The 21,838-nt window shown below is 44.0% G+C and carries 15 protein-coding genes; 7 read left to right on the top strand and 8 right to left on the bottom strand.

Annotation, left to right across the window (positions count from 1 at the left end; all coding sequences use genetic code 11):
* Nucleotides 1-83 precede the first annotated feature (83 nt).
* Together F0228_RS23170 and F0228_RS23165 are read left to right on the top strand one after the other, a co-directional pair.
* Nucleotides 84-1,355 carry an efflux RND transporter periplasmic adaptor subunit gene (locus F0228_RS23170; RefSeq protein ID WP_171762864.1) on the top strand — a complete coding sequence of 424 codons (1,272 nt, stop codon included), beginning with the start codon at nucleotides 84-86 and terminating at the stop codon, nucleotides 1,353-1,355.
* The gene (locus F0228_RS23165) at nucleotides 1,342-4,419 is read left to right on the top strand and encodes an efflux RND transporter permease subunit (RefSeq protein WP_171762863.1); all 3,078 of its coding nucleotides are present in this window, start codon (nucleotides 1,342-1,344) and stop codon (nucleotides 4,417-4,419) included. Before F0228_RS23170 ends, F0228_RS23165 begins: the two co-directional genes overlap by 14 nt.
* A gap of 111 nt (nucleotides 4,420-4,530) precedes the next feature.
* Here F0228_RS23165 and F0228_RS23160 read toward each other — a convergent pair whose 3' ends face one another.
* The 3 genes from F0228_RS23160 to F0228_RS23150 form a co-directional block, all read right to left on the bottom strand.
* Complete coding sequence (locus tag F0228_RS23160) at nucleotides 4,531-5,271, bottom strand: DUF481 domain-containing protein (protein ID WP_171762862.1); 741 nt, start codon at nucleotides 5,269-5,271, stop codon at nucleotides 4,531-4,533.
* 176 nt (nucleotides 5,272-5,447) lie between these two features.
* Nucleotides 5,448-6,344, bottom strand: coding sequence for a hypothetical protein (locus F0228_RS23155; protein ID WP_105058251.1), 897 nt, complete (start codon nucleotides 6,342-6,344; stop codon nucleotides 5,448-5,450).
* A 233-nt stretch (nucleotides 6,345-6,577) separates the two neighbouring features.
* The gene (locus F0228_RS23150; RefSeq protein ID WP_009845448.1) at nucleotides 6,578-7,294 is read right to left on the bottom strand and encodes a GntR family transcriptional regulator; all 717 of its coding nucleotides are present in this window, start codon (nucleotides 7,292-7,294) and stop codon (nucleotides 6,578-6,580) included.
* A 317-nt stretch (nucleotides 7,295-7,611) separates the two neighbouring features.
* On the opposite strand from F0228_RS23150, the gene mngA reads away from it, so the two are divergent.
* The 4 genes from mngA (at nucleotide 7,612) to manA (ending at nucleotide 14,823) form a co-directional block, all read left to right on the top strand.
* The gene (gene mngA / locus F0228_RS23145; protein ID WP_171762861.1) at nucleotides 7,612-9,546 is read left to right on the top strand and encodes a PTS 2-O-a-mannosyl-D-glycerate transporter subunit IIABC; all 1,935 of its coding nucleotides are present in this window, start codon (nucleotides 7,612-7,614) and stop codon (nucleotides 9,544-9,546) included.
* A 235-nt stretch (nucleotides 9,547-9,781) separates the two neighbouring features.
* On the top strand, nucleotides 9,782-12,421 hold the full coding sequence (gene mngB, locus F0228_RS23140) for a mannosylglycerate hydrolase (protein ID WP_171762860.1): 2,640 nt from the start codon (nucleotides 9,782-9,784) through the stop codon (nucleotides 12,419-12,421).
* A gap of 45 nt (nucleotides 12,422-12,466) precedes the next feature.
* Complete coding sequence (locus tag F0228_RS23135; protein WP_171762859.1) at nucleotides 12,467-13,633, top strand: glycerate kinase; 1,167 nt, start codon at nucleotides 12,467-12,469, stop codon at nucleotides 13,631-13,633.
* Nucleotides 13,634-13,635: 2 nt separating this feature from the next.
* Complete coding sequence (manA, locus tag F0228_RS23130) at nucleotides 13,636-14,823, top strand: mannose-6-phosphate isomerase, class I (RefSeq protein ID WP_171762858.1); 1,188 nt, start codon at nucleotides 13,636-13,638, stop codon at nucleotides 14,821-14,823.
* Between the two features lie 412 nt (nucleotides 14,824-15,235).
* Here the strand turns inward: manA and F0228_RS23125 are convergent, their stop codons facing one another.
* The 3 genes from F0228_RS23125 to F0228_RS23115 all read right to left on the bottom strand — a co-directional run bounded on the left by F0228_RS23125 (nucleotide 15,236) and on the right by F0228_RS23115 (nucleotide 18,512).
* The gene (locus F0228_RS23125) at nucleotides 15,236-15,526 is read right to left on the bottom strand and encodes a putative quinol monooxygenase (protein ID WP_171762857.1); all 291 of its coding nucleotides are present in this window, start codon (nucleotides 15,524-15,526) and stop codon (nucleotides 15,236-15,238) included.
* A gap of 192 nt (nucleotides 15,527-15,718) precedes the next feature.
* Complete coding sequence (locus tag F0228_RS23120; RefSeq protein ID WP_171762856.1) at nucleotides 15,719-17,089, bottom strand: endonuclease/exonuclease/phosphatase family protein; 1,371 nt, start codon at nucleotides 17,087-17,089, stop codon at nucleotides 15,719-15,721.
* Between the two features lie 280 nt (nucleotides 17,090-17,369).
* On the bottom strand, nucleotides 17,370-18,512 hold the full coding sequence (locus F0228_RS23115; protein ID WP_105058245.1) for a fatty acid desaturase: 1,143 nt from the start codon (nucleotides 18,510-18,512) through the stop codon (nucleotides 17,370-17,372).
* A 166-nt stretch (nucleotides 18,513-18,678) separates the two neighbouring features.
* On the opposite strand from F0228_RS23115, the gene F0228_RS23110 reads away from it, so the two are divergent.
* Complete coding sequence (locus F0228_RS23110; protein WP_171762855.1) at nucleotides 18,679-19,224, top strand: N-acetyltransferase; 546 nt, start codon at nucleotides 18,679-18,681, stop codon at nucleotides 19,222-19,224.
* 129 nt (nucleotides 19,225-19,353) lie between these two features.
* Here F0228_RS23110 and F0228_RS23105 read toward each other — a convergent pair whose 3' ends face one another.
* Nucleotides 19,354-20,379: a GGDEF domain-containing protein gene (locus F0228_RS23105; protein WP_105058843.1), complete on the bottom strand. Its 1,026-nt coding sequence runs from the start codon at nucleotides 20,377-20,379 to the stop codon at nucleotides 19,354-19,356.
* Nucleotides 20,380-20,633: 254 nt separating this feature from the next.
* A complete protein-coding gene (ylqF, locus tag F0228_RS23100) occupies nucleotides 20,634-21,569 on the bottom strand; it encodes a ribosome biogenesis GTPase YlqF (protein ID WP_004740137.1) in 936 nt (311 codons plus the stop codon).
* Between the last annotated feature and the right edge of the window lie 269 nt (nucleotides 21,570-21,838).

Genomic DNA, 21,838 nt, shown 5'->3' with positions numbered 1-21,838 from the left:
AATAGCTGGAAGCTCATTAAGTAAAAAATAGCTGCTTAGAAAACGTTTAATTCAGATGAATTTGACGGTTATGGTTATTAAAAATGAAATTTACAAAGCTTAGTAAAACAATCTGTTTGGCTCTGTTTGCCTTACATATCACTCCCACATTTGCCGAAGACTCGCCCCTGATTCCAGTGACCATTGAAAAGGCTCACAAACAAGCATTCACTTCTTCAATCAACGAAGTCGGCAAAATTAGAGCTACAGATTCTGCTGCATTGACCTTTAGCGCTTCCGATAAAATTCTCGAAATCCATTTCAAAGATGGAGATTCGGTTAAGAAAGGTGAGCTGATTGCTCAACTAGATAACACCAAAGCAAAAGCTGATTTAGATAAAGCGAGAAGCTCGTTAGCGCTAGCAAAATCAAAATTAAAGCGAGTACAAGAGCTACTGAAAAAGCAACCTGATTCAATGTCTCAACAAGATGTTGAAGAGCTAAAAGAACAAGCGAATCTTGCGGCCGCTGACTTTCGTCAGAAAGAGGCACTAATGAATGATTACTTATTGGTGGCGCCTTTTGATGGTCAGCTAACGAACTTCAACCACTCTGTGGGGAGCAAAATTGATAGCTCGACGGCCTTGGTCAGTTTGATCAAGCTTGATCCAGTTGAAGTTCAGTATTCGATTGGACAATCGGACCTAGGTAATGCGAAATTAGGACAGAATGTATCGATCCAAGTTGATGCATTTACCGATGAAGCGTTCTCTGGCGTCGTAGACTACATAGCCCCAGCGGTTGATGAAAGCTCAGGTCGAGTCGAGGTTCACGCGCATGTGACCAACCCAGAACACCGCTTGGTTCCGGGCATGTTTGCCAAGGTGAGTCAGATGACCAGTGAAGACTCAACGAAAATGGTCGTTTCTCAAAACGCGGTCCAAGCCAAAGATGCAGAACGTTTCGTTTGGGTAGTTAATGGAAAAAATATTGAACAACGAATCGTTGAGCTCGGTGTCAATACTAATGATGGATACGTCGTTGTTGAAAAAGGGATACAGCTCGGTGATAACGTGGTGGTTACGGGCCAGCAAAACCTAAAGAAAGCCTCTTTAGTTAAGGTCATGAACCCGAATGTTGAGCAAAAAACAGTAGAGTTGATGCCTCAAAAGATAACGAAACCTATTGAACAAACCACTGAAACACTACTTGATGAACAATACCCAGTAGAGCCGACGGTTGATTGGACTGACGGCTCAAAAGATTCAGAAGAAGAGCCAAGTGCAGCCAGCAAAACTAAGGTCACTGCTGAGCAAAGTAGTCAATCAAACAGCAAGGAAGCGATAACGAAGGAGAGCCCGAATGAAGCTTCCTGAGATTTGTATTAAGCATCCTGTTTTTGCTTCAGTGTTGAGCATCGCCATCGTACTGCTTGGCGTGCTGTCATTTCAGAAGCTATCGATTCAGTATTTCCCTGAACATAAAACTCCCTCTGCAACAGTAACGGCTGCAATTAATGGTGCAAGTGCAGAGTTTATGTCGCGCAATGTCGCGGACAAATTAATTACTGCTGCTACAGGTCTTGATAGCGTAAAGACCATGACTACGGATTGTCAGGAAGGCACCTGTAATTTAAAAATCATCTTCGAAGATGATGTTGATGACGTTGAATACACAAGCTTGATGAACAATCTTCGCAGTAGTGTTGAAGCCATTGGTGATTTCCCGCCGAGCATGACCGATAAACCAACGGTCACCGATGACTCATCAGACACTAGTATGCCAAGTAATATCATCACGTTTGTGAACACTGGCAAAATGTCTAAACAAGATATGTACGACTACATTAGCCAACAAGTTGTACCTCAGTTTAAACATATTCAAGGTGTCGGTGGTATTTGGGGACCATACGGCGGTAGCCAAAAAGCGGTGAGGGTATGGCTTCAACCTGATCGCATGATGGCGCTCAATATGAGTGCTTCCGATGTGGTTGGAACATTAAGCTCATACAACGCAACGTTTACCGCAGGTACTATCAAGGGGCAGGTAAGAGATTTCTCCATCAACCCAGTAAACCAAGTAACCAGCGTTGATGACGTGCGAGACTTGGTGGTCCGTGTTAATGACGGCAAGATCATTCGCATCGGGGATATCGCTGAAGTCAAAATGGGTGAGGAGAGCCTTACGCCGAGTATTCTTCGTGTTGATGACAACCTAGCAATGTCGATTCAGGTGTTGCCACTGAAAAGTGAAAACCCAGTAACCGTTGCGAATAAAGTTAAGAAACAAATTGATCTGATTCAGCCTCAGTTGCCAGAAGGCATAGAGATGAAGATGGTCTACAACCAAGCTGATTTCATTAAAACCGCAATTGATGAAGGCTTCATGACTTTAGTTGAAGCGATTGTTCTGGTTTCAGCAGTGGTAGTTCTGTTCCTTGGCTCTTTTCGAGTTGCTTCAATTCCGATCATCACCATCCCGGTGTGTGTGATAGGCGTATTTGCAGTCATGCATTTACTTGGATTTAGCATCAACGTACTGACGATTCTGGCTATCATTCTCGCCATTGGTTTGGTGGTTGATGATGCGATTGTTGTGGCGGAAAACTGCTACCGTCATATCGAAGAGGGGGAAACGCCGTTCAATGCTGCAATTAAAGGGTGTCGAGAGATCGTCTTTCCAGTGATTGCGATGACGCTAACTCTGGCGGTTGTTTACTTACCAATTGGCTTGATGGCTGGCTTAACCGCCGATCTATTCAGGCAGTTCGCGTTCACACTTGCTGCAGCGGTGATCATCTCTGGATTTGTTGCGTTAACACTCTCACCAATGATGAGTGCTTACTTGATGAAGCCTGTCTCGACGCCTGCAAAGTGGTATCAAAAGGTCGATGCGAAGCTCAATGTTTTGTCTGACCGATACACTAAGGAGCTTGGTAAGTGGTTTGATCGTAAAGCACTCATGAGCGGTATCGCATTAATGCTAATTGCGTTGTCTGCATTGGCCGTTTGGAAGATGCCTCAAGTTCTGTTGCCAACAGAAGATACTGGCTTTGTAGAGGTGACCTCAACACCACCAACGGGTGTTGGTCGCCAATATCATCTTGATAACAACGAACAGTTAAATAGTGTGTTTAAAGGCGATGAATCAGTTGAAGCCAACCTGTCTTACATTGAAGGCACACCGACCAATCACGTCCTACTAAAACCATGGGGAGAGCGTGACCAGTCTGCGGATGAATTAGTGAATGAGTTTATTGCCAAAGCGAAAAGTTCAGTCTCTGCTTATGGTATGTCTTTCAAGGTTCGCTCAGCGGATAACTTGAATATTGCGACTAACATGATTCTCGAACTTACAACTGTGAATCGTGATACCGGCGCTTTGTCTGAAACAGCGAGCAAAGTGGTGGAGGCTCTTGAGGATTATGAGGGTGTCACTAACGTTAAAAACTCAATGTTACGCGACCAGCTGCGCTATGACTTATCGATTGACCGCAATGCGATTGTGTTATCTGGTGTGGACTACGGCAATGTTACTAACGCACTGTCGACTTTCTTGGGTTCAGTGAAAGCTGCCGATTTACAAGCAGATGATGGCTATACATACCCAATCCAAGTACAAGTGAATCTGAAGGATCTTGGAGATTTCAAAGTCTTGGATAAATTGTATGTGGATTCACAATCGGGACAAAGGCTTCCTTTGTCTCAGTTTGTTTCCATCAAACAGGTAACATCGGAATCGAACTTTAAGACCTTCATGGGACAAGACAGTGCTGAAATTACAGCTGACCTCATGCCGGGATACACCGCAAGTGATGTGAAAGCGTATATCGACGACACGGTACCAAGTTTATTGAAACCAGCACAGAGCTACGAATTCAACGGTATTGTCAAAGACCTTGTGGATTCTACGGCAGGTGCGCAGGTACTATTCGTACTGGCGTTGGTTTTCATCTTCTTGATTTTGGCGGCGCAGTTTGAAAGCTTTGTCGACCCGATGATCATTTTGCTGACCGTTCCTCTGTGTATTGTTGGTGCGATCTTGACGTTATCGGTGTTTGGTCAAAGCCTAAACATCTATTCAAAGATCGGCTTACTGACGCTGGTGGGCCTTGTGACGAAACACGGTATTCTATTGGTGGAGTTTGCTAATGAGAAACGTAAATCAGGCGCCAGTGCAAAAGAAGCCGCGGTCAGTAGCGCACGTTCAAGGTTACGTCCTATTTTAATGACCTCACTGACGATGATCCTAGGTTCATTACCGCTAGCTTTGGCTGATGGTCCTGGTTCTCTAGGTCGTATCAACATCGGTTTAGTATTGGTGGGCGGCTTAACGGTCGGAACTTTCTTCTCATTGTTCTTGGTGCCTGTCGCGTATGTTGGTATGGCGAACTTGAAGCAAATGGATGTGCTAGTACGCTTGAGGTCAAAAACAGCGTAATAGTATATCAGAGATAGAAGTTAATCGCTTTTAGATACTTTTAAGGCCCTCATTGTGAGGGCCTTTTGTTATCCGGAGTTGCGATATTAGGGGGCAGAGCAAACTGTATGGTTAGAAATCGTAGTTTAGATTCATTGAGCTATAGATCTCGCTATTGCTTTGGTCTGAGGCAACAGTGGTGTTATAGATGTACTCAGTATCAAACGTCAGTGCTAAATTACCCATCAGAATGTTCTTTAGGTAGCCTTTAAGGTTGTAGTTCGTGTTTTCTTCACCATAGGCCATATTAGCCGTAGCACCCATGGAAAACGTTTCAGTGAGCGTTAAAGAGCCATCGATACTGGCATTGGCAATAAGTTCGTAGTTCTCTTTGTTTGGAAACTCTTCATCAGAGGATTGGCGTTTACTGATTCGATAACCTGGGCCAGCAGAGCCTTGAAGCTTGATTCTTTCGGTATCGTAAAAATGGCGACCAAGTCCAGTAGCGGTAATGAACTGCTTGCGGTAGGTGCCATAATGGTCGTGCTCAAAGCGTGCAGTCGCAACTATATAGGTGATGTCATTCAAGTCATAGGTAATCCCATAGTTGGTGGTATAGCGATTCGTTCCATCTTCATCATTTTCAGCATCCGTGTAATAGGTATCGAACTGAACCCGTTGCCCCCAGTTTTCCTTTTTATAGCCTACGGATATTCCAGAATTGATAGACAAGGATGAACTGGTGGTTTGAGAGTATATAAACCCTAACTTAGTTAACGTCGTAAACGGTGATTCGTCTTCTTGTTCTTCCTTAAGTAGAGGCTCATCGACAAGTACTGTCTCTTCTGCGAATACTGGTACCGATAAAACCAAAGCGAAAAAAACTAAGGAGTTGAAACAACGTCTGCCTAGATCTGTATTGGTTGACAGGTGTTTTGTTTTAAAAATAGAGTCGGTCGACATAGTTATTAATTTGATTCGTGGTCTACACGGCGAACCCAGTGCTAGCCGTGTGAGTTGTGAGAGAATGAATCGAAAGCTCGAGCGAGTTACGACGCAATAGGTAAAGGGGAGAAGATAGTTTGGATCGCTGAGAAGCCATTACCTCTGTGAGGGTTAAAATCTTCAAGGTGTACGAAGAACTCGAGTATCTCTGAGGGTTTGTCATCTTCAATCAATAAGAACTCCAACAAGCCTTTCTCGATATGGCACGAAAGAATGGTCTCATTGGAATGTTCAGCTGAAGCCTGCTCAACATTGATAACCACGCTTGTCTCAGGCAATACATTGAAAGAGTCTTGAGCACATTTAAGAACACAGCTACACACATATTCTCGATACAGTATATTTCTCTCAGGGACGGATAGGTTCTTTAGTTTTACCTCACCTTGGCACAGCACCTTTCTTTCTTTAGGGATCACGTTGTCCTTATTCACCTGAATATTGATTTCTAACAGATGGCCATTCTTGTAAGTATTAAAGTTATGGTTGATCAGTTTTGTGTCGACTACAGAGGCGTTGATAGGATTCTGTTGTGCTTCTGAAAGAGCGGTCAGTTTGGCTCCGCTATCGTTATTCAGAACACCCTTTGAAAGTTGGTTCTGCTTGGCCCAGTAACTGTAGTTCTGTACCCAATGCACGAACTCGCTTTTGTAATCTTCAATATCCTGTTCTGCTGCGCGTTCAACGTTCTTAGTAAGAGTATGCAGCTTCGATTTATTCCCCAATAACATATCCAACCAATTAGGTTTGTAATCATCGAGCGCTTCCATGGCTTTGACTTTATGGTCGAAGCGAACGGTTGGCATCACAGGTGCAGGCTCCATAGCCATCGACTCCCAATTCACTTTTGGCGTCGGAATAGTATGAACAGATTGGATTAAGTGCAGGTGTTGATTGAACAAGGTCACTTCACTGACCGCGTCCTCAAGTTGTTTGGTATTCATCTACATTCCTGTCGACGGTTATTCTTGTCATTTGGCGCTCATTTTATGGTCAAAGCGCGCGAACAGTATTTAAATGAATGTGAATGATCTTTCGTGAGGTTACTTGATATTGGTTTAGGAATATTTTGGGGAGGAAAGTTGGGTTTATGATTGAGATAACAGCATAGAAACACAGAGAACAAGACGCTCTCTGTGTTGGTCATTTTGCTATTATCGAAACTCGCTGATTAGCATTACCTCTGGCGTCTTGCGACCAAAGTGAATCGGTAATCGTTAGATGTGAAGTAGTTTCGGCTGTATTCAAATACCGTGTTATTGGCGAGGTAACCGCGAGTACGTTTTTCAATGATAGGCTGAGCTGGATCAATACCTAACTGTTTAGCAACGTCTTCAGGCGGAAGAATCGGCACCAATTCCTGCTCACTTCGATCAATCACCATGCCTTTGGTGTTCTCAATAAAGTCGTATTTTGATGTCTGCATCACTTGATAAGTAAGATCTGGGAACAAAGCAACAGGCAACCAGGTTTCTTCAACTGTGATTGGATTGTTGTCGATGAAACGAACACGCTTTACGTAGAAAACCAATTCACCTTCTTTTATATCTAAGTGTTCAGACATCGCTAGAGAACAGGGCTTCATTTCAAAAGCCAGAACCTCACTGTGGGTAACGACATCCAAATGCGCCCACTTTTCTTGAAAGCTCGACTGTTTGTAGATGTCGTAATTGATCTTGTTCTCTTTGACGTAAGTTCCGCTGCCTTGAACGCTTTCAAGCTCATCGTTTTCGATGAGTAGTTTCAGTGCTTGCCTAACCGTTACGCGGCTTACCGAGAATACTTCACGCAATTGCGCTTCCGTTGGGAGTGCTTCTCCAACTTTATATTCTCCAGAACTGATCTTTTCTCTTATTGCATCGGCGATTTGGCGATACATAGGGAGTCTTGCCATTTTTGCCTCATTTGTGCGCTAGGACAACTAGACTTTGATTAACAACCTGTACCTTAAATACGTAAATTTGCTCTATATAAGCCTTGCTTTAAAGGTTAGTGTGAGCGTCGTATCGGCGTTTTGTAGTACATATAATACAAATTAAACGATACATAACAAGCTTTCTTAAAGGATTTACCAATATAGTTTAAATACAAATTAAATACAAATATGTATTGATGAGATCGTGATCACGGATTAAATGTCTTGAAGTTGTATTATTCATCTCGTCGACAGGGACGACTGTCGTACTAATCCGTGACTATGGGACAAAGGTTATGAAACTTACTACTCTAACGAATAAGTCGCTCGTAAATCTGCAAACTACGTTTAGCAGTCGAGAAGAAGCGATTTACGCACTTGCTGACCAACTGGATCAGCAAGGCAAACTGCATAACAAGCAAGAGTACCTTGATGCAGTATTTGCTCGTGAAGAGCAAGGCCCGACAGCGCTTGGCGAAGGCCTAGCAGTACCGCACGGCAAGACTGACGCGGTTAAAGAAGCTGGCTTCGCTGTTGCAACATTGAAAGAAGACATGAAATGGAAAGGCCTAGATGAAGACGAAGATGTGAATCTTATCTTCCTAATTGCCATTCCAAATGCAGAAGCGGGTTCTACCCACATGCACCTGCTGACCGAACTGACAACCACTTTGGTTGATGACGATGTTCGTGAAGCAGTACTAAAAGCAACAACCGCTGATGAAATCTTTGCACTTCTTGATGGCGATAATCAGCAAGAAGAAAAACAAGACAACTTAGATACAAATGCGCCGACAATTGTATGTGTGACTGCGTGCCCTGCAGGCATTGCTCATACCTATATGGCTGCAGAATACCTTGAAAAGGCAGGTAAAAAGCTTGGCTACAAGGTTCATGTTGAAAAGCAGGGCGCAAATGGCATTGAAGATCGTTTGACGGCTGAGCAATTAAACAATGCCGTGGCTTGTGTATTTGCTGCTGAAGTCGCGATTAAAGAAGCGGATCGTTTTAATGGAATCCCTCGTGTTGAAACGCCAGTTGCAGAACCGATTAAACACGGTGAACGCATTCTAAATGAAGCGATTGAAGAGGCTAAAAAAGGCAACGGTGCAGAACGCACAGTGGCTACTGATGACAAACCGAAAAAACTGCCACTGAAAACTGAGCTTAAACAAGCGCTGCTTTCTGGTATTTCTTACGCAGTTCCTCTTATCGTTGCTGGTGGTACTGTTCTTGCGGTTGCTGTTCTTATCGCGCAAATTTTTGACCTGCAAGAGCTTTACGCAACAAAAGATTCTTGGCTGTGGATGTATCGTAAATTAGGTGGCGGCCTATTAGGTACATTAATGGTGCCAGTACTGGCAGCTTACACAGCTTACTCATTAGCCGACAAACCGGCACTTGGTCCTGGTTTTGCTGCGGGTATTGCTGCAAACATCATTGGTTCAGGTTTCTTAGGCGGTGTTGTTGGTGGTTTGATTGCTGGTTACGTAATGCGTTGGGTAAAAGAGCATGTTCGCTTGGGTCCTGCGTTTAATGGTTTCCTCACTTTCTACCTTTACCCTGTGATTGGTACTTTGGTAGCGGGTAGCTTGATGCTGTTTGTTATCGGTAAACCTGTTGCGTTCTTAAACCAAGGTTTAACGGACTGGTTGAACGGTATGTCAGGCACCAATGCGTTGTTATTGGGTGCAATTTTAGGTCTGTTTGTATCATTCGACCTAGGTGGCCCGGTAAACAAAGCTGCTTACGCATTCTGTTTAGGTGCAATGGCAAACGGTGTTTATGGTCCTTACGCAATCTTTGGCTCAGTAAAAATGGTATCGGCGTTCACGGTAACGGCTTCAACCATGATTGCTCCACGTTTATTCAAAGACTTTGAGATTGAAACCGGTAAATCGACATGGCTACTTGGTCTTGCGGGTATTACTGAAGGTGCAATCCCAATGGCGATTGAAGATCCAATCCGTGTAATCGGCTCATTCTTACTAGGCTCTGTAGTAACAGGTGCAATGGTGGGCGCGGCAGGTATTGGTCTATCGACTCCGGGCGCGGGTATCTTCTCTATCTTCTTGTTACACGATTCTGGTTTAGGCGCTTTCTCTGCTGCTGCGATCTGGTTCGGTGCTGCGATTGTCGGCACAGTGATTTCAACCATTACTCTTCTGATGTGGCGTGGTCATGCTGTAAAAAAGGGTAAGTTTGAAGCAAGTACTGCAACACAGAACTAACTGAATTTTGAGTTAGCTCCTAACTCACTGCGAAATCAATATATAAAAAATAACAAACAACTGGCTGTCCTAAATTCCTGTGCTCCTAACGGTTTTATTCACACAGATTCTGGGCGTGGTTTTCTGCACCCTAAATTTAGTGGCAGCCAATTTTAACCCCTTGAAAAACTTTAATTTAGTCGTATTTGAGTCGAATTTAAGATTTACTCGAAGCGACACATTTAGGTAAATGATTATGACTACATCACGCGTACATATTACTCCACACATGCACTGGGATCGTGAATGGTATTTCACAACAGAAGAGTCTCGTATTCTTCTAGTGAACAACATGGAAGAAATCATGAACCGTCTGGAGAGCGATCCAGAATACAAATACTACGTTCTAGATGGTCAAACCGCCGTTCTAGAAGATTACTTCGCGATCAAACCAGAGAACACAGAGCGCGTAAAAGCATTGGTTGAAGCGGGCAAGCTAATTATTGGCCCTTGGTATTCTCAAACCGACACAATGCAAGTTTCTGGCGAGTCGATTGTACGTAACATGATGTATGGCATTCGTGACTGTATGAAATTTGGCGATGCAATGAAGATTGGTTACCTACCAGATTCATTCAGCATGAGCTCACAGCTACCAATGATCTGCAACGGCTTCGATATCACGCGCGCAATGTTCTGGCGTGGTTGTTCAGAGCGTCACGGTACCAACAAAACAGAATTCTTATGGCAATCAAACGACGGCAGTGAAGTAACGGTACAAGTACTTCCGCTGGGTTACGCGATTGGTAAATACCTTCCACAAGATGAAGAAGGCCTGCGTGCTCGTCTAGATAAGTACTTCCCAGTGCTAGAAAAGCCATCGGTGACTAAAGATATCTTGTTACCGAACGGCCACGACCAAATGCCAATTCAAAAAGACATCTTTGAAGTAATGGACAAGCTTCGTGAAATCTACCCAGATCGCGAGTTCTCAATGAGCCGTTACGAAGAAGTGTTCGAGAAAGTAGAGGCGGCACGCGACCAACTCGACACAATCAAAGGCGAGTTCAACGACGGTAAATACATGCGTGTTCACCGCACGATTTCGTCAACACGTATGGACATCAAACTGATCCATGCGGAAATCGAAAACAAGATTGTAAACATCTTAGAACCACTAGCGTCTATCGCTTGGACATTAGGCTTTGAATACCACCACGGTTTGATTGAGAAAATGTGGAAAGAGAGCATGAAGAACCACGCTCATGACTCGATTGGTTGCTGTTGTTCAGACAAGGTACACGCTGAAATCTTAAACCGTTACATCCTTGCGGACGACATGGCGACAAACCTGATTCATTTCTACAAGCGTAAGATTGTCGACCATATGCCGGATCGCGAAGGTTGCGACAAACTGGCGATGTTTAACCTTTCTCCGTACGAGCGTGAAGAAGTGGTGAACACAACCATCACTATCCGTGCTCAAGAATTTTCTATCTTTGATGAAAACGAAAACCCAGTTGAGTACTTCATCCGAGACAAGCGCCAAATCGACCCAGGTAAAGTAGACCGTCAAATCGTTCACTACGGTAACTACGACCCGTTCATGGAGTTTGATATTCAAATCAAACGCACTGTACCAGCAATGGGCTTCACCACGTTACACATCCGAGGTAATGAGAAGGGCGCAGTTAAAGTCGCGGAGCAGAAAGACTACTTGCTAGAGAACGAATACTACCGAATCAATGTAAACGACAACGCTACTCTGACTATTTTCGATAAAGAGACAGAGCAAGTGTTCGACCAAGTGCTCCGCTTAGAAGACGGTTCTGATGACGGCGATGAGTACGATTACTCTCCATCTCGTCAAGAGTGGCTGTTGTACTCAGACGAATTCCCGGTAGAAACATCGATTGACCACCAAGGCTTCCAATCGGTAGCGAACATCGCTTTACGTATGAACGTGCCTGCAAACCTGGCAGAGCGTGAAGAACGCACGGGTCAAAACGGATTCATTGAAGCGCAATGCCAAGTAGTACTAAAACAAGGATCTCGCCGTATCGAAGTTCGCATGGAACTAGACAACCAAGCCGATGACCATCGTGTACGTGTGCTAGTACCAACGCCATTCGTTTCTGAAACTGTGGTCGCAGATAACCAGTTCGGTTGTATTACTCGACCAACCAATGACCCAGCAATGGCGGTTTGGGAAGAAGAGAAGTGGAAAGAAGCACCGGTTCCGGTTTACCAACTGATGAACTTCGCTGCATTAGAAAACGGTAAAGCGGGCATGGCGATCATGTCGAATGGTCTACGTGAATTTGAAGTGATTGCATCTCAAGGTGACGACAACCGAGATACCTTCGCACTGACACTATTCCGTGGTATCGGTGTGTTGGGTAAAGAGGAGCTATTGCTTCGTCCGGGTCGTCCATCAGGCATCAAGATCCCGACGCCAGATTCACAAGTGCGCGGCAAATTAGTGTGTGAATTCACACTGTGTGGCTTCTCTGGCAACCACATTGACGCGAACATCATGGCGCAAGCACGTGACAATGTCACTCAAATCGAATGTTACAACAAGATCCCGTACAACGCGATGAAGCTGAATGTGGGCGAGCAAAACCTACCAATGAACTTCAGCTTGCTATCGAAGCAACAAGCAGGTGCGGTACTAAGCGTACTTAAGAAAGCGGAAGATGAAGATGCGTTGATCATGCGTGTTTACAACCCGGCAGAAACAGGCTCAGTGTCGGATTCAATCTCCTTCACTCAAGCGGTTTCAAGCTGGAAAGAGACAAGTATGGGTGAGCGAGTACGCGAAGGTGATGTAGCAACAGAAACCTTCGGCCAACTGGCATCTTGCCAAGCGAAAACATTCCAAATCAAATTCTAATTTCAATCACCCGCTCACCTTGGTGGGCGGGAATGGTGAACGACAATGAAAATTGTAATTGCCCCTGATTCATTTAAAGAATCACTCGACGCTCATCAAGTTGCGTCTTGTATTGAGCGTGGGTTTGCTGACGTTTTCCCTCATGCAGAGTTTGTGAAAATGCCACTCGCTGATGGCGGAGAAGGCACAGTAGACGTGTTACTAGAGGCGCTCAATGGTAAGAAACAACGGCTGCAAACGACAGATCCAATCGGTCGCGAATGTACGGCTTATTGGGCTTCGTTGGAACAGACTGTTGATGGCGCCAACGTAAAAACTGCCTTGGTGGAATTTGCTCAAGCATCGGGTTTAGACCTATTAACCGTAGAAGAAAGAGCACCGTTAAACGCATCTTCGTTTGGTACTGGGCTATTGATCAAAGATGCACTAGATCAAGGTGTTGAACAAATCATTATTGGTTTGGGTGGCAGCGCAACCAATGATGCAGGTGCTGGCATCTTACAAGCGTTGGGAGGCAAGTTATTAGACAAGCAAGGCAACGAGCTATCTGGTGGCGGCGCCGAATTAAGCCGGTTAGCAAGCATGGATCTTAATGGACTGCACCCTAGATGCAAAGAAGTGACGTTCGTGGTCGCGTGTGATGTGAATAATCCATTATGTGGCGAAAGCGGAGCCAGTGCCGTGTTTGGTCCGCAAAAAGGCGCATCAAAAGCTCAAGTTGAACAGCTTGATACTGCGATCGGACACTTTGCCGATATCGCTCAAGCACATGCGGGTACTAATCATCGCGACACAGCTGGATTTGGTGCTGCTGGTGGTACACCTCTGGGGTTAAGTCTTGCATTCAATATCCAAATTAAAGCGGGTATTGAGATGGTATTAGATGCTTTGGATGCAGATAAGGTTCTTGAAGGCGCTTCACTGGTCGTGACTGGAGAGGGGCAGATGGACAACCAAACCCTGCAAGGTAAAACACCTTACGGCATCGCTCAGCGAGCTCAAAAGCTGAATATTCCAACCATTGGAATAGCGGGCTCTCTGGGGCAAGACGTTGAAAAGCTTTACGGTTCAATGTCTAGCTTATTTGGAACCGTACGTTCACCTCAGTCTCTAGACCAAGTTTTATCAGAAGCGAATCAAAACCTGACTCGTACTGCCCGTAATATCGCCGCCACGCTCAAGCTTGGTAGCCAGATTTTTAATGAGAAGTAATTATGTCTCTATTTAAACTCGACAACGTTATTCAAAACTACGCATGGGGAAGCAAAGACTCCATTAACCAATTGTTTGGTATTGTGAACCCAAACCAGGAACCTCAAGCAGAAATTTGGATGGGTGCTCATCCAAATGGTTGTTCAAAGGTAGGCGATACCGGTGAATCGCTTTCTCACATGATTGATGAAAACAAAATCGATGTCTTAGGCGGATACACGGCAGCACGTTTCGGTGAATTGCCTTTCTTGTTTAAGGTGTTGGCCGCTGAAACACCGTTATCGATTCAGGTTCACCCGAACAAGCGAAAATCAGAATTAGGTTTTGAGCGTGAGAATGCACTTGGTATCCCTTTGAATGCGTCTAATCGCAACTACAAAGATCCAAACCATAAACCTGAGTTGGTTTATGCGTTGACCTTCTACAAAGCGATGAATGGCTTTCGTCCAATCGACGACATTATTGCCTTGTTCGAAGAAGCGGATATTCCTTCGTTAGCGATTGAACTTAATGTACTTAAAGCCAATGTCGACAGTGATTCTCTGAAGTCGTTCTTTAGTGCCATTATGTCTCTTGAAGGTGACCGCAAAGCGTCTGCGCTTAATGAGCTTTATGCTGCGCATGCGCGACCAGCCAAAACGGCCATGGGGCGTGAAGCTCTGCAATACAGCATCGAATTCAAACAGTACTATCCGGGTGATATTGGTTTGTTTGCCCCATTGATGCTCAACACAGTTGAACTGGCGCCGGGTGAAGCGATGTTCCTATTCGCAGAAACCCCACATGCTTATGTTCAAGGCACAGGCTTGGAGATCATGGCAAACTCAGACAATGTGCTGCGTGCCGGTCTCACCCCTAAATACATAGACGTTCCTGAGCTTATCGACAACACGATCTTTGAGCCGATTAAGCCAGAAGATATTCGTCTTAAGCCTGTATTGAAAGAGGGAAAGATGAGCTACCCGATTCCAGTGGATGACTTTGGCTTTGATATCTTATCTGCGACTGATGAGAGCAAGTCACAGTATTTACGTAGCGCGGAGATCTTGTTCTGTGTGGAAGGAGAGGCGACCGTCACTTCAGAAGGACGGTCAGTTTCTCTTAAGCCCGGAGAATCAGTCTTTGTAAGTAGTAATTCAAGTGTTTACCAATATCAAGGGAATGGCATTTTGGCTCGTGCTTTTAACTAGTGCCCCCGTGCTAGCGATCAGCAAAAGAAATGTCAGAGTGCCATTGTAAAGTGGCACTCAATATTGGATTGATGGTTGTTATACCAATCACAGTAAGTAAGTGATTAGAAATAGCGCAGGAAAAAGACTTGAGAACAAGGCTGCTCGTTTCGACAAGAAGTTTCGATAAGTAGTTATTCTACAATCAAAAATTCTAACGCAGTTATCGAGTTTTTGAACCAGCTAGGCTGACAGTTATTTACTACGATTGGTATTATCTATCTGTCTTTGACAGTCATGATTATTGACCATACCCGCTACTCTGGCGGTTTTTTTCGTTTCACAAGTGAGATCGATAAAGCGTAACGCGATAGAAAAACGAAGCCCTGCTTTAAGAGCAGGGCTTGTTACTGAGTTAGTAATAAACCTCTAGTCAGGCGATGTGTGTCATTCGATTGATAATAAAGGATTCTGTACAACCTTCAGTTGCCTTAACGTAGTCTGCGATATGTTGGCTTGCTAGGTGCTTTTGTAGAAGTGCTTCTGATTCCCAATTCTCGTGAAACACAAATTGAGCCGGGTTACTGTTGTCTTGATGGAGGTCGTAGTTGATACAGCCTTCTTCGGATCGGGTTTTATCGATGAGCTTAATCATCTCTGATTTTACAAACTCGATCTTCTCTTCTTTACAGACGATTGTCGCAATAATGGTTAGCTTAGTCATTGTGAATTCCTGGGGCAATAAATCTCTTTGTCCGAATAATATAAGTATTTATAAATCAAAGAAAAAGAAACGTTCTATCCAATGACTATGGCTATTTTAGTCCATAATTCTTTTTTTAATCGCGAGATGATTAGTGAATTACGCTCATAAAAAAGCCCGACACTAAGCCGGGCATCTTAAAAAGTGAATGAATTAGTTACTGAAATCAGCCTTTACCCAGATCATTCGGTGATCAGAGGATACGTCCTTGCCGTTACCATAATCACCAATTCGTGAGTCATTGAATAGCTTGCGTCCTTCTTCATAAGAAGCGGCCCAGTAAACACCAGAATCAACGATGTTAAGTGTTGCTGAAGGCAGTGCGTAATCTACAGCAAGTCCAAATGTTGAAGTGATACGGTTCGGCTGTGGGTGAGACGATGATTTATCTACCGCATGTTCAGCGGCACCATAACTTGTTGGATACAAGCTGCCATTGGTGACATCTTGGTTAACTAATGCATCATTGTGCAAGTCTTGCATTACAGAACTAATACCGTCGCCATCAACAGGATCTAGGTTTTGATCACCCATCATGACAAAGTGTTGACCTTGCTCCAGACCGCCAGTTTTTCCAGAGTCATCATAGATGTACGATTTGTTTTGGATATATTGGTGCCAGAAGTCGACTTCTGCTGCGTTTTGCTCGATGTTCTTACCTACGTCAAAAGCCGGCGGAGTAGGGTGTGACATCAGTAAGTGAACGGTTTCAGTACCATCTTTGGTAGGGATTAGGATTGGTGCATCAACGTGGTTCTTTGAAGATAAACGAACTTCTTCCCATTCAGCAGCGGTGTACCACTCGTCACCACAGTCCATATTTTCAGGGAACTTACTCGGGTCATCGCAAACAGTGATTGTTGGAATAGTGGCACCTTCGAGATCTTTCCATTTAAATTCTTGGAATGTACGAGTGTTGGCAGTGTCTATCTCATATTTAGACATCAGAGCAAACGCGTATTGACCATGGTACAAACCAAAGCCCCAAGCATCTCCAGGTAATGTGCCCGCGTTGCCGTCGTTGTCTAGGTCAAAGCCAAATTCATTCAATAAGCCCGTGTTGGTAGCGTAACTTTCAAAGTAAGGGTATGAAATTGGCTCTAGGTTCGCGTCACCGCCCGCACCGTCAAGGCTTTGAGCAACAGAAAGGTAGTTTTTCTGGAAGCCTTCTAGTGCTGACTTGTCCGTTCCAGTACCGTCATTGTTAAATTCGGCCATCATCAGTACATCAGGTCGATTCTTTTGAATCACGGCTGCTACGTTGCGGATTTGAATCACTTTTGCCGCTGTCTCTTTGTCAGCCGCACTAATTGTGTTGTTGAGATAGTCAGATACAAGTACTGCTTGAGCGCTTGGTTCAATCTGCATCTCTGTTACAAGATCTTGGAAGGTGGCACGATCAAAAGACAGGTTATAAGTAGCGATCTTTACTTCTTCAGGTTGAACGTAATCGGTATCGCTGCTGCAACCAATCAAAAGCGCAGAAGAGATGGCGAAAGCGATAGATGTTTTTAACAATTTCATAAAGTGTGTCCGCTAATTGCTGAAAGAATTTTGGGACGCGTATGGTATGAGACGAGGATTAACCTGTAAGTGATGGTGGTCACGACAAAGGGCTTCGTAATACATGCTATTGCATCAAAAATGTGACAAATGGAACCGGTATTTGTAATTTGAAGAAAAGCTTTAAATTCAGGTGTTTAATTAGACCTTTAAAATAAAAAAGCCCTCATGCTTTGCACGAGGGCCTTCGAATAAGAACCAAACAGTATTGTTATTGGTGTGTTAAGTATACTGCTTTATTTTAAGCGTATTGCTCGACCGTCATCGCCCAATTTTTCTTTTGCTGTTCGAAGTTCATCTTGATTTGCTGATAACGGACCTTAAGCACTGAATGTTCGTACTTTTTCACAACGTCTTCGCGCTTGCTTTCTAGTAGCTGCTTTTTGACTTCGTAATATTCATTCATATTGGATACAAGAGAGTCAAATTCCGCCTGCAGTTTCTCCGCGATTTGAATGTTATCCGCACGATGCATGATCTTCTGTTGCGTGCGTTTTAATAGCATTGCCGCTTCGGCTTTTTCAATGCGTGCTTGCGGTGTTTTCTTAAGTTTACTCGCCAGCCCCATCAACGAAGCACTCTTAATCAGCCATTTCGTTGGATCATATTGCCACCAGTAAATGCCGTTACGGTAGTCGTTCTCAAAGATATGGTGGAAGTTGTGGTAGCCTTCGCCAAAAGTAAGTACGGCAAGCACACCATTATCACGTGCTGTGTTCTTGTCGGTAAAAGGTTGGCTGCCCCAGATGTGCGCAAGAGAGTTAATGAAGAATGTGGTGTGGTGGTTAAGTACCAAACGAACCGCACCTACGATTAACAGCATGCCAATCACATCGCCATAGATCAGGCCCAATGCGATAGGCACACCAAAGTTCATGATGAGCGCAAGAAGAATGTAGTGTTTGTGCTGCCACATTACGATCTTGTCTTTCTTCAAGTCGCGACAGTTCTCGTGATCTTTATAGATAGACGTGTTGTAGTTGCGAATCATCCAACCGATGTGTGAGTACCAAAAGCCACGCTTTGCTGAGTACGGGTCTTTGTCGTTGTTATCGACATGCTTGTGATGAACACGGTGGTCTGAAGACCAATGAAGAGCACTGTTTTGTAAGGCAAAAGCACCGCCCAAAGCAAATAGGAATCTGAGGCTCGAATGCGCTTCAAAGGCTTTGTGTGACCATAAGCGGTGGTAGCCAGTCGTGATTGAAAGGTTACAGAAGCTAAAACAGATCGCTAGCCATACCCAATGTTCCATTCCATAGCCAAAAAAGTAGCCGTAAACGGGAGCCGCAACAACAGCAAGCAGCATACTAAACGAGAATACAAAGATATTGAGCCAGATTAACGGTGGCTTTTTTGTTGATGGTTTGTCGGCACTATTCATTAGCAATTTTCCATTGAGCTTACATCTGTGCGCTAGAATATCAGCGTACACGTGTAAGTCAATATTGAAAGTGTAAACGTGTATTAGTATGTTTTACTTAAATATTGTATAAAGGTAGTGTGAAATGTAGTAGCAAGTCATAAATGGAAGTACTAAGGGCTAATAAATGGAAATTAAGGTAGCTGAATATAAAGATTATGAGCGGATTGCCCAATTACACGCGGATAGCTGGAAGCTATATTACCGTGGCATTCTTGCTGATGATTACCTAGAACATGAGGTTTTGGAGGACAGGTCTGTTATTTGGCAGACACGTTTGATTAATCCTCCTTTTAATCAACATGTTCTATTACTCGAGGAAGGCGGTTTACTGGTTGGTTTTGTCTGCGCATTTGGCAATCATAACTTTGAACGCGGGACGTTCATCGATGCATTGCATGTAGACAGTAACTACCGAGGCCGTGGCTTAGGCAAGCATTTGTTGTCTGAACTGTCTCAACGATTACAACAATACTATTCTGATTCAGGGCTTTACCTAGAGGTGATGTCTGAAAATCATCAAGCTATTGCATTTTATGAAGCGATTGGTGGAAAACAAGAATTGGAGCAGGTGTGGAATGCGCCATGCGGAAGTCAAGTTAACGAGAAAGTGATCTCTTGGGCTTCTCCCGTTGACCTAGAGCAGAGAACCAAAAGCGCTGCGTTTTCGTAATTGTCACGCTCAGACGCTTTGTTCGTCATGACGCAATTTTGCGACTGAGAATACAATTAATGCCCCAAGCATGCAGGTGTTTGGGGCTTTTTCGTTTCGCTTGCAATAGAAAAGGGCGTCGGTAAGAAGTTAATTAGACCAAGATGTACGGTTTCGGCCGTTTTTCTTTGAAATATAGAGTGCTTGATCGGCGTCATCGATGAGTTGCTCTACCGAGCCTAGTGCTTGAGGTGAATGTTTAACACCAATTGAAATTGTGACTTCTAAACGAAGGCGAGAGGGACACTCTAGCAGTGAATCTACGAGTGATTGAATTGAATCTTCAGTCCCGTTTTGTACCAAAATCAGAAACTCTTCTCCTCCATATCGAAAACAGTTACTGCCCAGTGGTAGTTTTTTCTGAATTTCGATGGCCAACTCTTTAATGACCAGATCGCCCATCTGGTGCCCGTAGGTATCATTAATGGTTTTGAAATGGTCAATGTCGATCATAATCGATGTGATGGATAAGTCGCGATCAATGCTCGGTTCGATCACTTGGTGTAAGTAGAGTCGATTATAGCAGCCGGTGAGCGCGTCTTTATAGGAAAGCGCTTCAAACATATTCGACTGTTTACGTAATTGTATCGCTTGTTTTCGAAGTTGCTCCGATTGTGCGAAGCGTTTGTGAACTTCTAAGTCGCGTCTAATACAGGCCGCTGAAATCAAAATATAAGCAGACACATAAATAGAAATGGTTTCGACTTCATGAGCAGGTTCTGCAGCATACAGCAAAGGAGATAATCCGATTAGGTAGGCGGCAAAAATAAATGAAAGTGTTGTGATGCTGTATTTGGCCGATAATCTAGAAAACGTACCTATGTAGATCATCACGAGGACGATACCACCTTGGTAATCGAAATTCCCTAGGTCAATCGCGAGCCGCCCAACGTAGACTAGAAACAGCGAGCTAATGACAAGAAAGGTGCTTTCAACGAACTCTAAAACGTTAGGCCTGTGCTTGATGCAATACCGAGCAACAACCATCATCATCAAGAACAGTACGATGCGAAAGGCAATTGGTGTAATACACTCTGTACCGAAGTGAATATAGTCCGTGACAATAAAAGCACAGAATATTGAGATCGGGATGTAGATGAAATTTATGTACGGCAGATAAATTTCATTGTCGAAATAGGTTTTAAATCGTTGATTTTTGAACCCGATGTAAGAGCGCATTGAGAAACTAGCCGAAATTGATACACAATAATTTGCGTAGTATGTCACAGTCTTGATGATTGTAAACGAGCATTTCTATAGATTTGTCAGTATGTTAGCTAGATCAACAAAGGAGGGGCACGATATTCACGTCCTACATGAAATAGAACGTGAATATGTTTAGAGGGATATATGAGAGTGATTAATCGCTATTAACGCTTGTTCTTCAAGTAACGCTTACGACGCTCTTCTTTTTTCTTAGCTTGTTGCTCGGCTTTTAGTGCTGCGGCTTCTTCAACTTCGATCAGCTCTTTTGTGATCATTTCTGGTAGTTCTAGAGTTACCTTACCCAAAGTCCCGTTACGAAGCTCGTGAAGTAAGATTTCAGAACACTTATGAAGGTCGATATGACCACCAGCACGAAGTGCTCCACGCTTACGACCGATCGCTTCCATCAACTCGATGTCAGACTCTGGCAGCTCTTCAATTTGGTAACGCTCTTGCAGTAGGTGAGGGTACTGCTTCGCAAGATACTCAACGGTGTAGAATGCCACTTCATCGTATTCCATTGCCGTATCCTTTACCGCGCCGGTTGCTGCTAGGCGGAAGCCGCTGTGCGGGTTTTCTACTTTTGGCCAAAGGATCCCTGGGGTATCTGAAAGAATCACGCCGTTTTGTAGGTTAATACGCTGTTGACGACGAGTTACCGCAGGTTGGTTACCTGTCACTGCGATTGTACGTCCTGCTAGGCAGTTAATGATGGTTGATTTACCCACATTTGGGATGCCCATGATCATAGTACGAATGTTCTTACCAATCTCTTCACGGTGTGGTGCAAGCTTACGAACCAGTTCCATGATGTGATTTACTTCTTCTTTAACGCTGGTGGTAATTGCAATAGCCTTTACACCTTGCTCTTTTTCGAAATGCTCAATCCAACGTTCAGTTAACTCAGGATCGGCAAGGTCACGCTTGTTCAGTACTTTTACACAAGGCTTATCGCCACGCAGTGAGGAGATCATTGGGTTTTCACTACTGAACGGAATACGCGCATCCAGTACTTCGATGATCACATCAACCTGTGGGATAACTTCTTCGATTTCTTTGCGGGCTTTATGCATGTGACCCGGAAACCATTGAATAGACATAGAGATAAACCTTGATAAATATAGTTGCTGCACATTGTAAGGGTTCAATAGGGCGTGTAAAGCCATATCTATAAAGGGACGATAAAGATCGGTCTTTAATGGACCTCTAACATGATTTTAGCTGAAGTTTAGGGAGCATAAAGAAGGACTAAGGTGAGTAGTTGAGAGCATTTTAACCAATGACTTGTTAGCTATAGCTTTTTTGCGTTGGGGTTATTTTACTTTTAATCACTTATCTTTACATGTGAACCTGTCTCTTATACACATCT

The organism is Vibrio sp. 99K-1 (genome assembly GCF_013114585.1).
Lineage (GTDB): Bacteria > Pseudomonadota > Gammaproteobacteria > Enterobacterales > Vibrionaceae > Vibrio > Vibrio chagasii_B.
This window is presented reverse-complemented; position numbering and strand designations above follow the sequence as displayed.

Coding starts and splice junctions, on each gene's coding strand:
- F0228_RS23170 (WP_171762864.1), top strand. CDS start 84: ATGAAATTTACAAAGCTTAGTAAAACAATCTGTTTGGCTCTGTTTGCC.
- F0228_RS23165 (WP_171762863.1), top strand. CDS start 1,342: ATGAAGCTTCCTGAGATTTGTATTAAGCATCCTGTTTTTGCTTCAGTG.
- F0228_RS23155 (WP_105058251.1), bottom strand. CDS start 6,344: ATGAATACCAAACAACTTGAGGACGCGGTCAGTGAAGTGACCTTGTTC.
- F0228_RS23150 (WP_009845448.1), bottom strand. CDS start 7,294: ATGGCAAGACTCCCTATGTATCGCCAAATCGCCGATGCAATAAGAGAA.
- mngA (WP_171762861.1), top strand. CDS start 7,612: ATGAAACTTACTACTCTAACGAATAAGTCGCTCGTAAATCTGCAAACT.
- mngB (WP_171762860.1), top strand. CDS start 9,782: ATGACTACATCACGCGTACATATTACTCCACACATGCACTGGGATCGT.
- F0228_RS23135 (WP_171762859.1), top strand. CDS start 12,467: ATGAAAATTGTAATTGCCCCTGATTCATTTAAAGAATCACTCGACGCT.
- manA (WP_171762858.1), top strand. CDS start 13,636: ATGTCTCTATTTAAACTCGACAACGTTATTCAAAACTACGCATGGGGA.
- F0228_RS23125 (WP_171762857.1), bottom strand. CDS start 15,526: ATGACTAAGCTAACCATTATTGCGACAATCGTCTGTAAAGAAGAGAAG.
- F0228_RS23120 (WP_171762856.1), bottom strand. CDS start 17,089: ATGAAATTGTTAAAAACATCTATCGCTTTCGCCATCTCTTCTGCGCTT.
- F0228_RS23115 (WP_105058245.1), bottom strand. CDS start 18,512: ATGAATAGTGCCGACAAACCATCAACAAAAAAGCCACCGTTAATCTGG.
- F0228_RS23110 (WP_171762855.1), top strand. CDS start 18,679: ATGGAAATTAAGGTAGCTGAATATAAAGATTATGAGCGGATTGCCCAA.
- ylqF (WP_004740137.1), bottom strand. CDS start 21,569: ATGTCTATTCAATGGTTTCCGGGTCACATGCATAAAGCCCGCAAAGAA.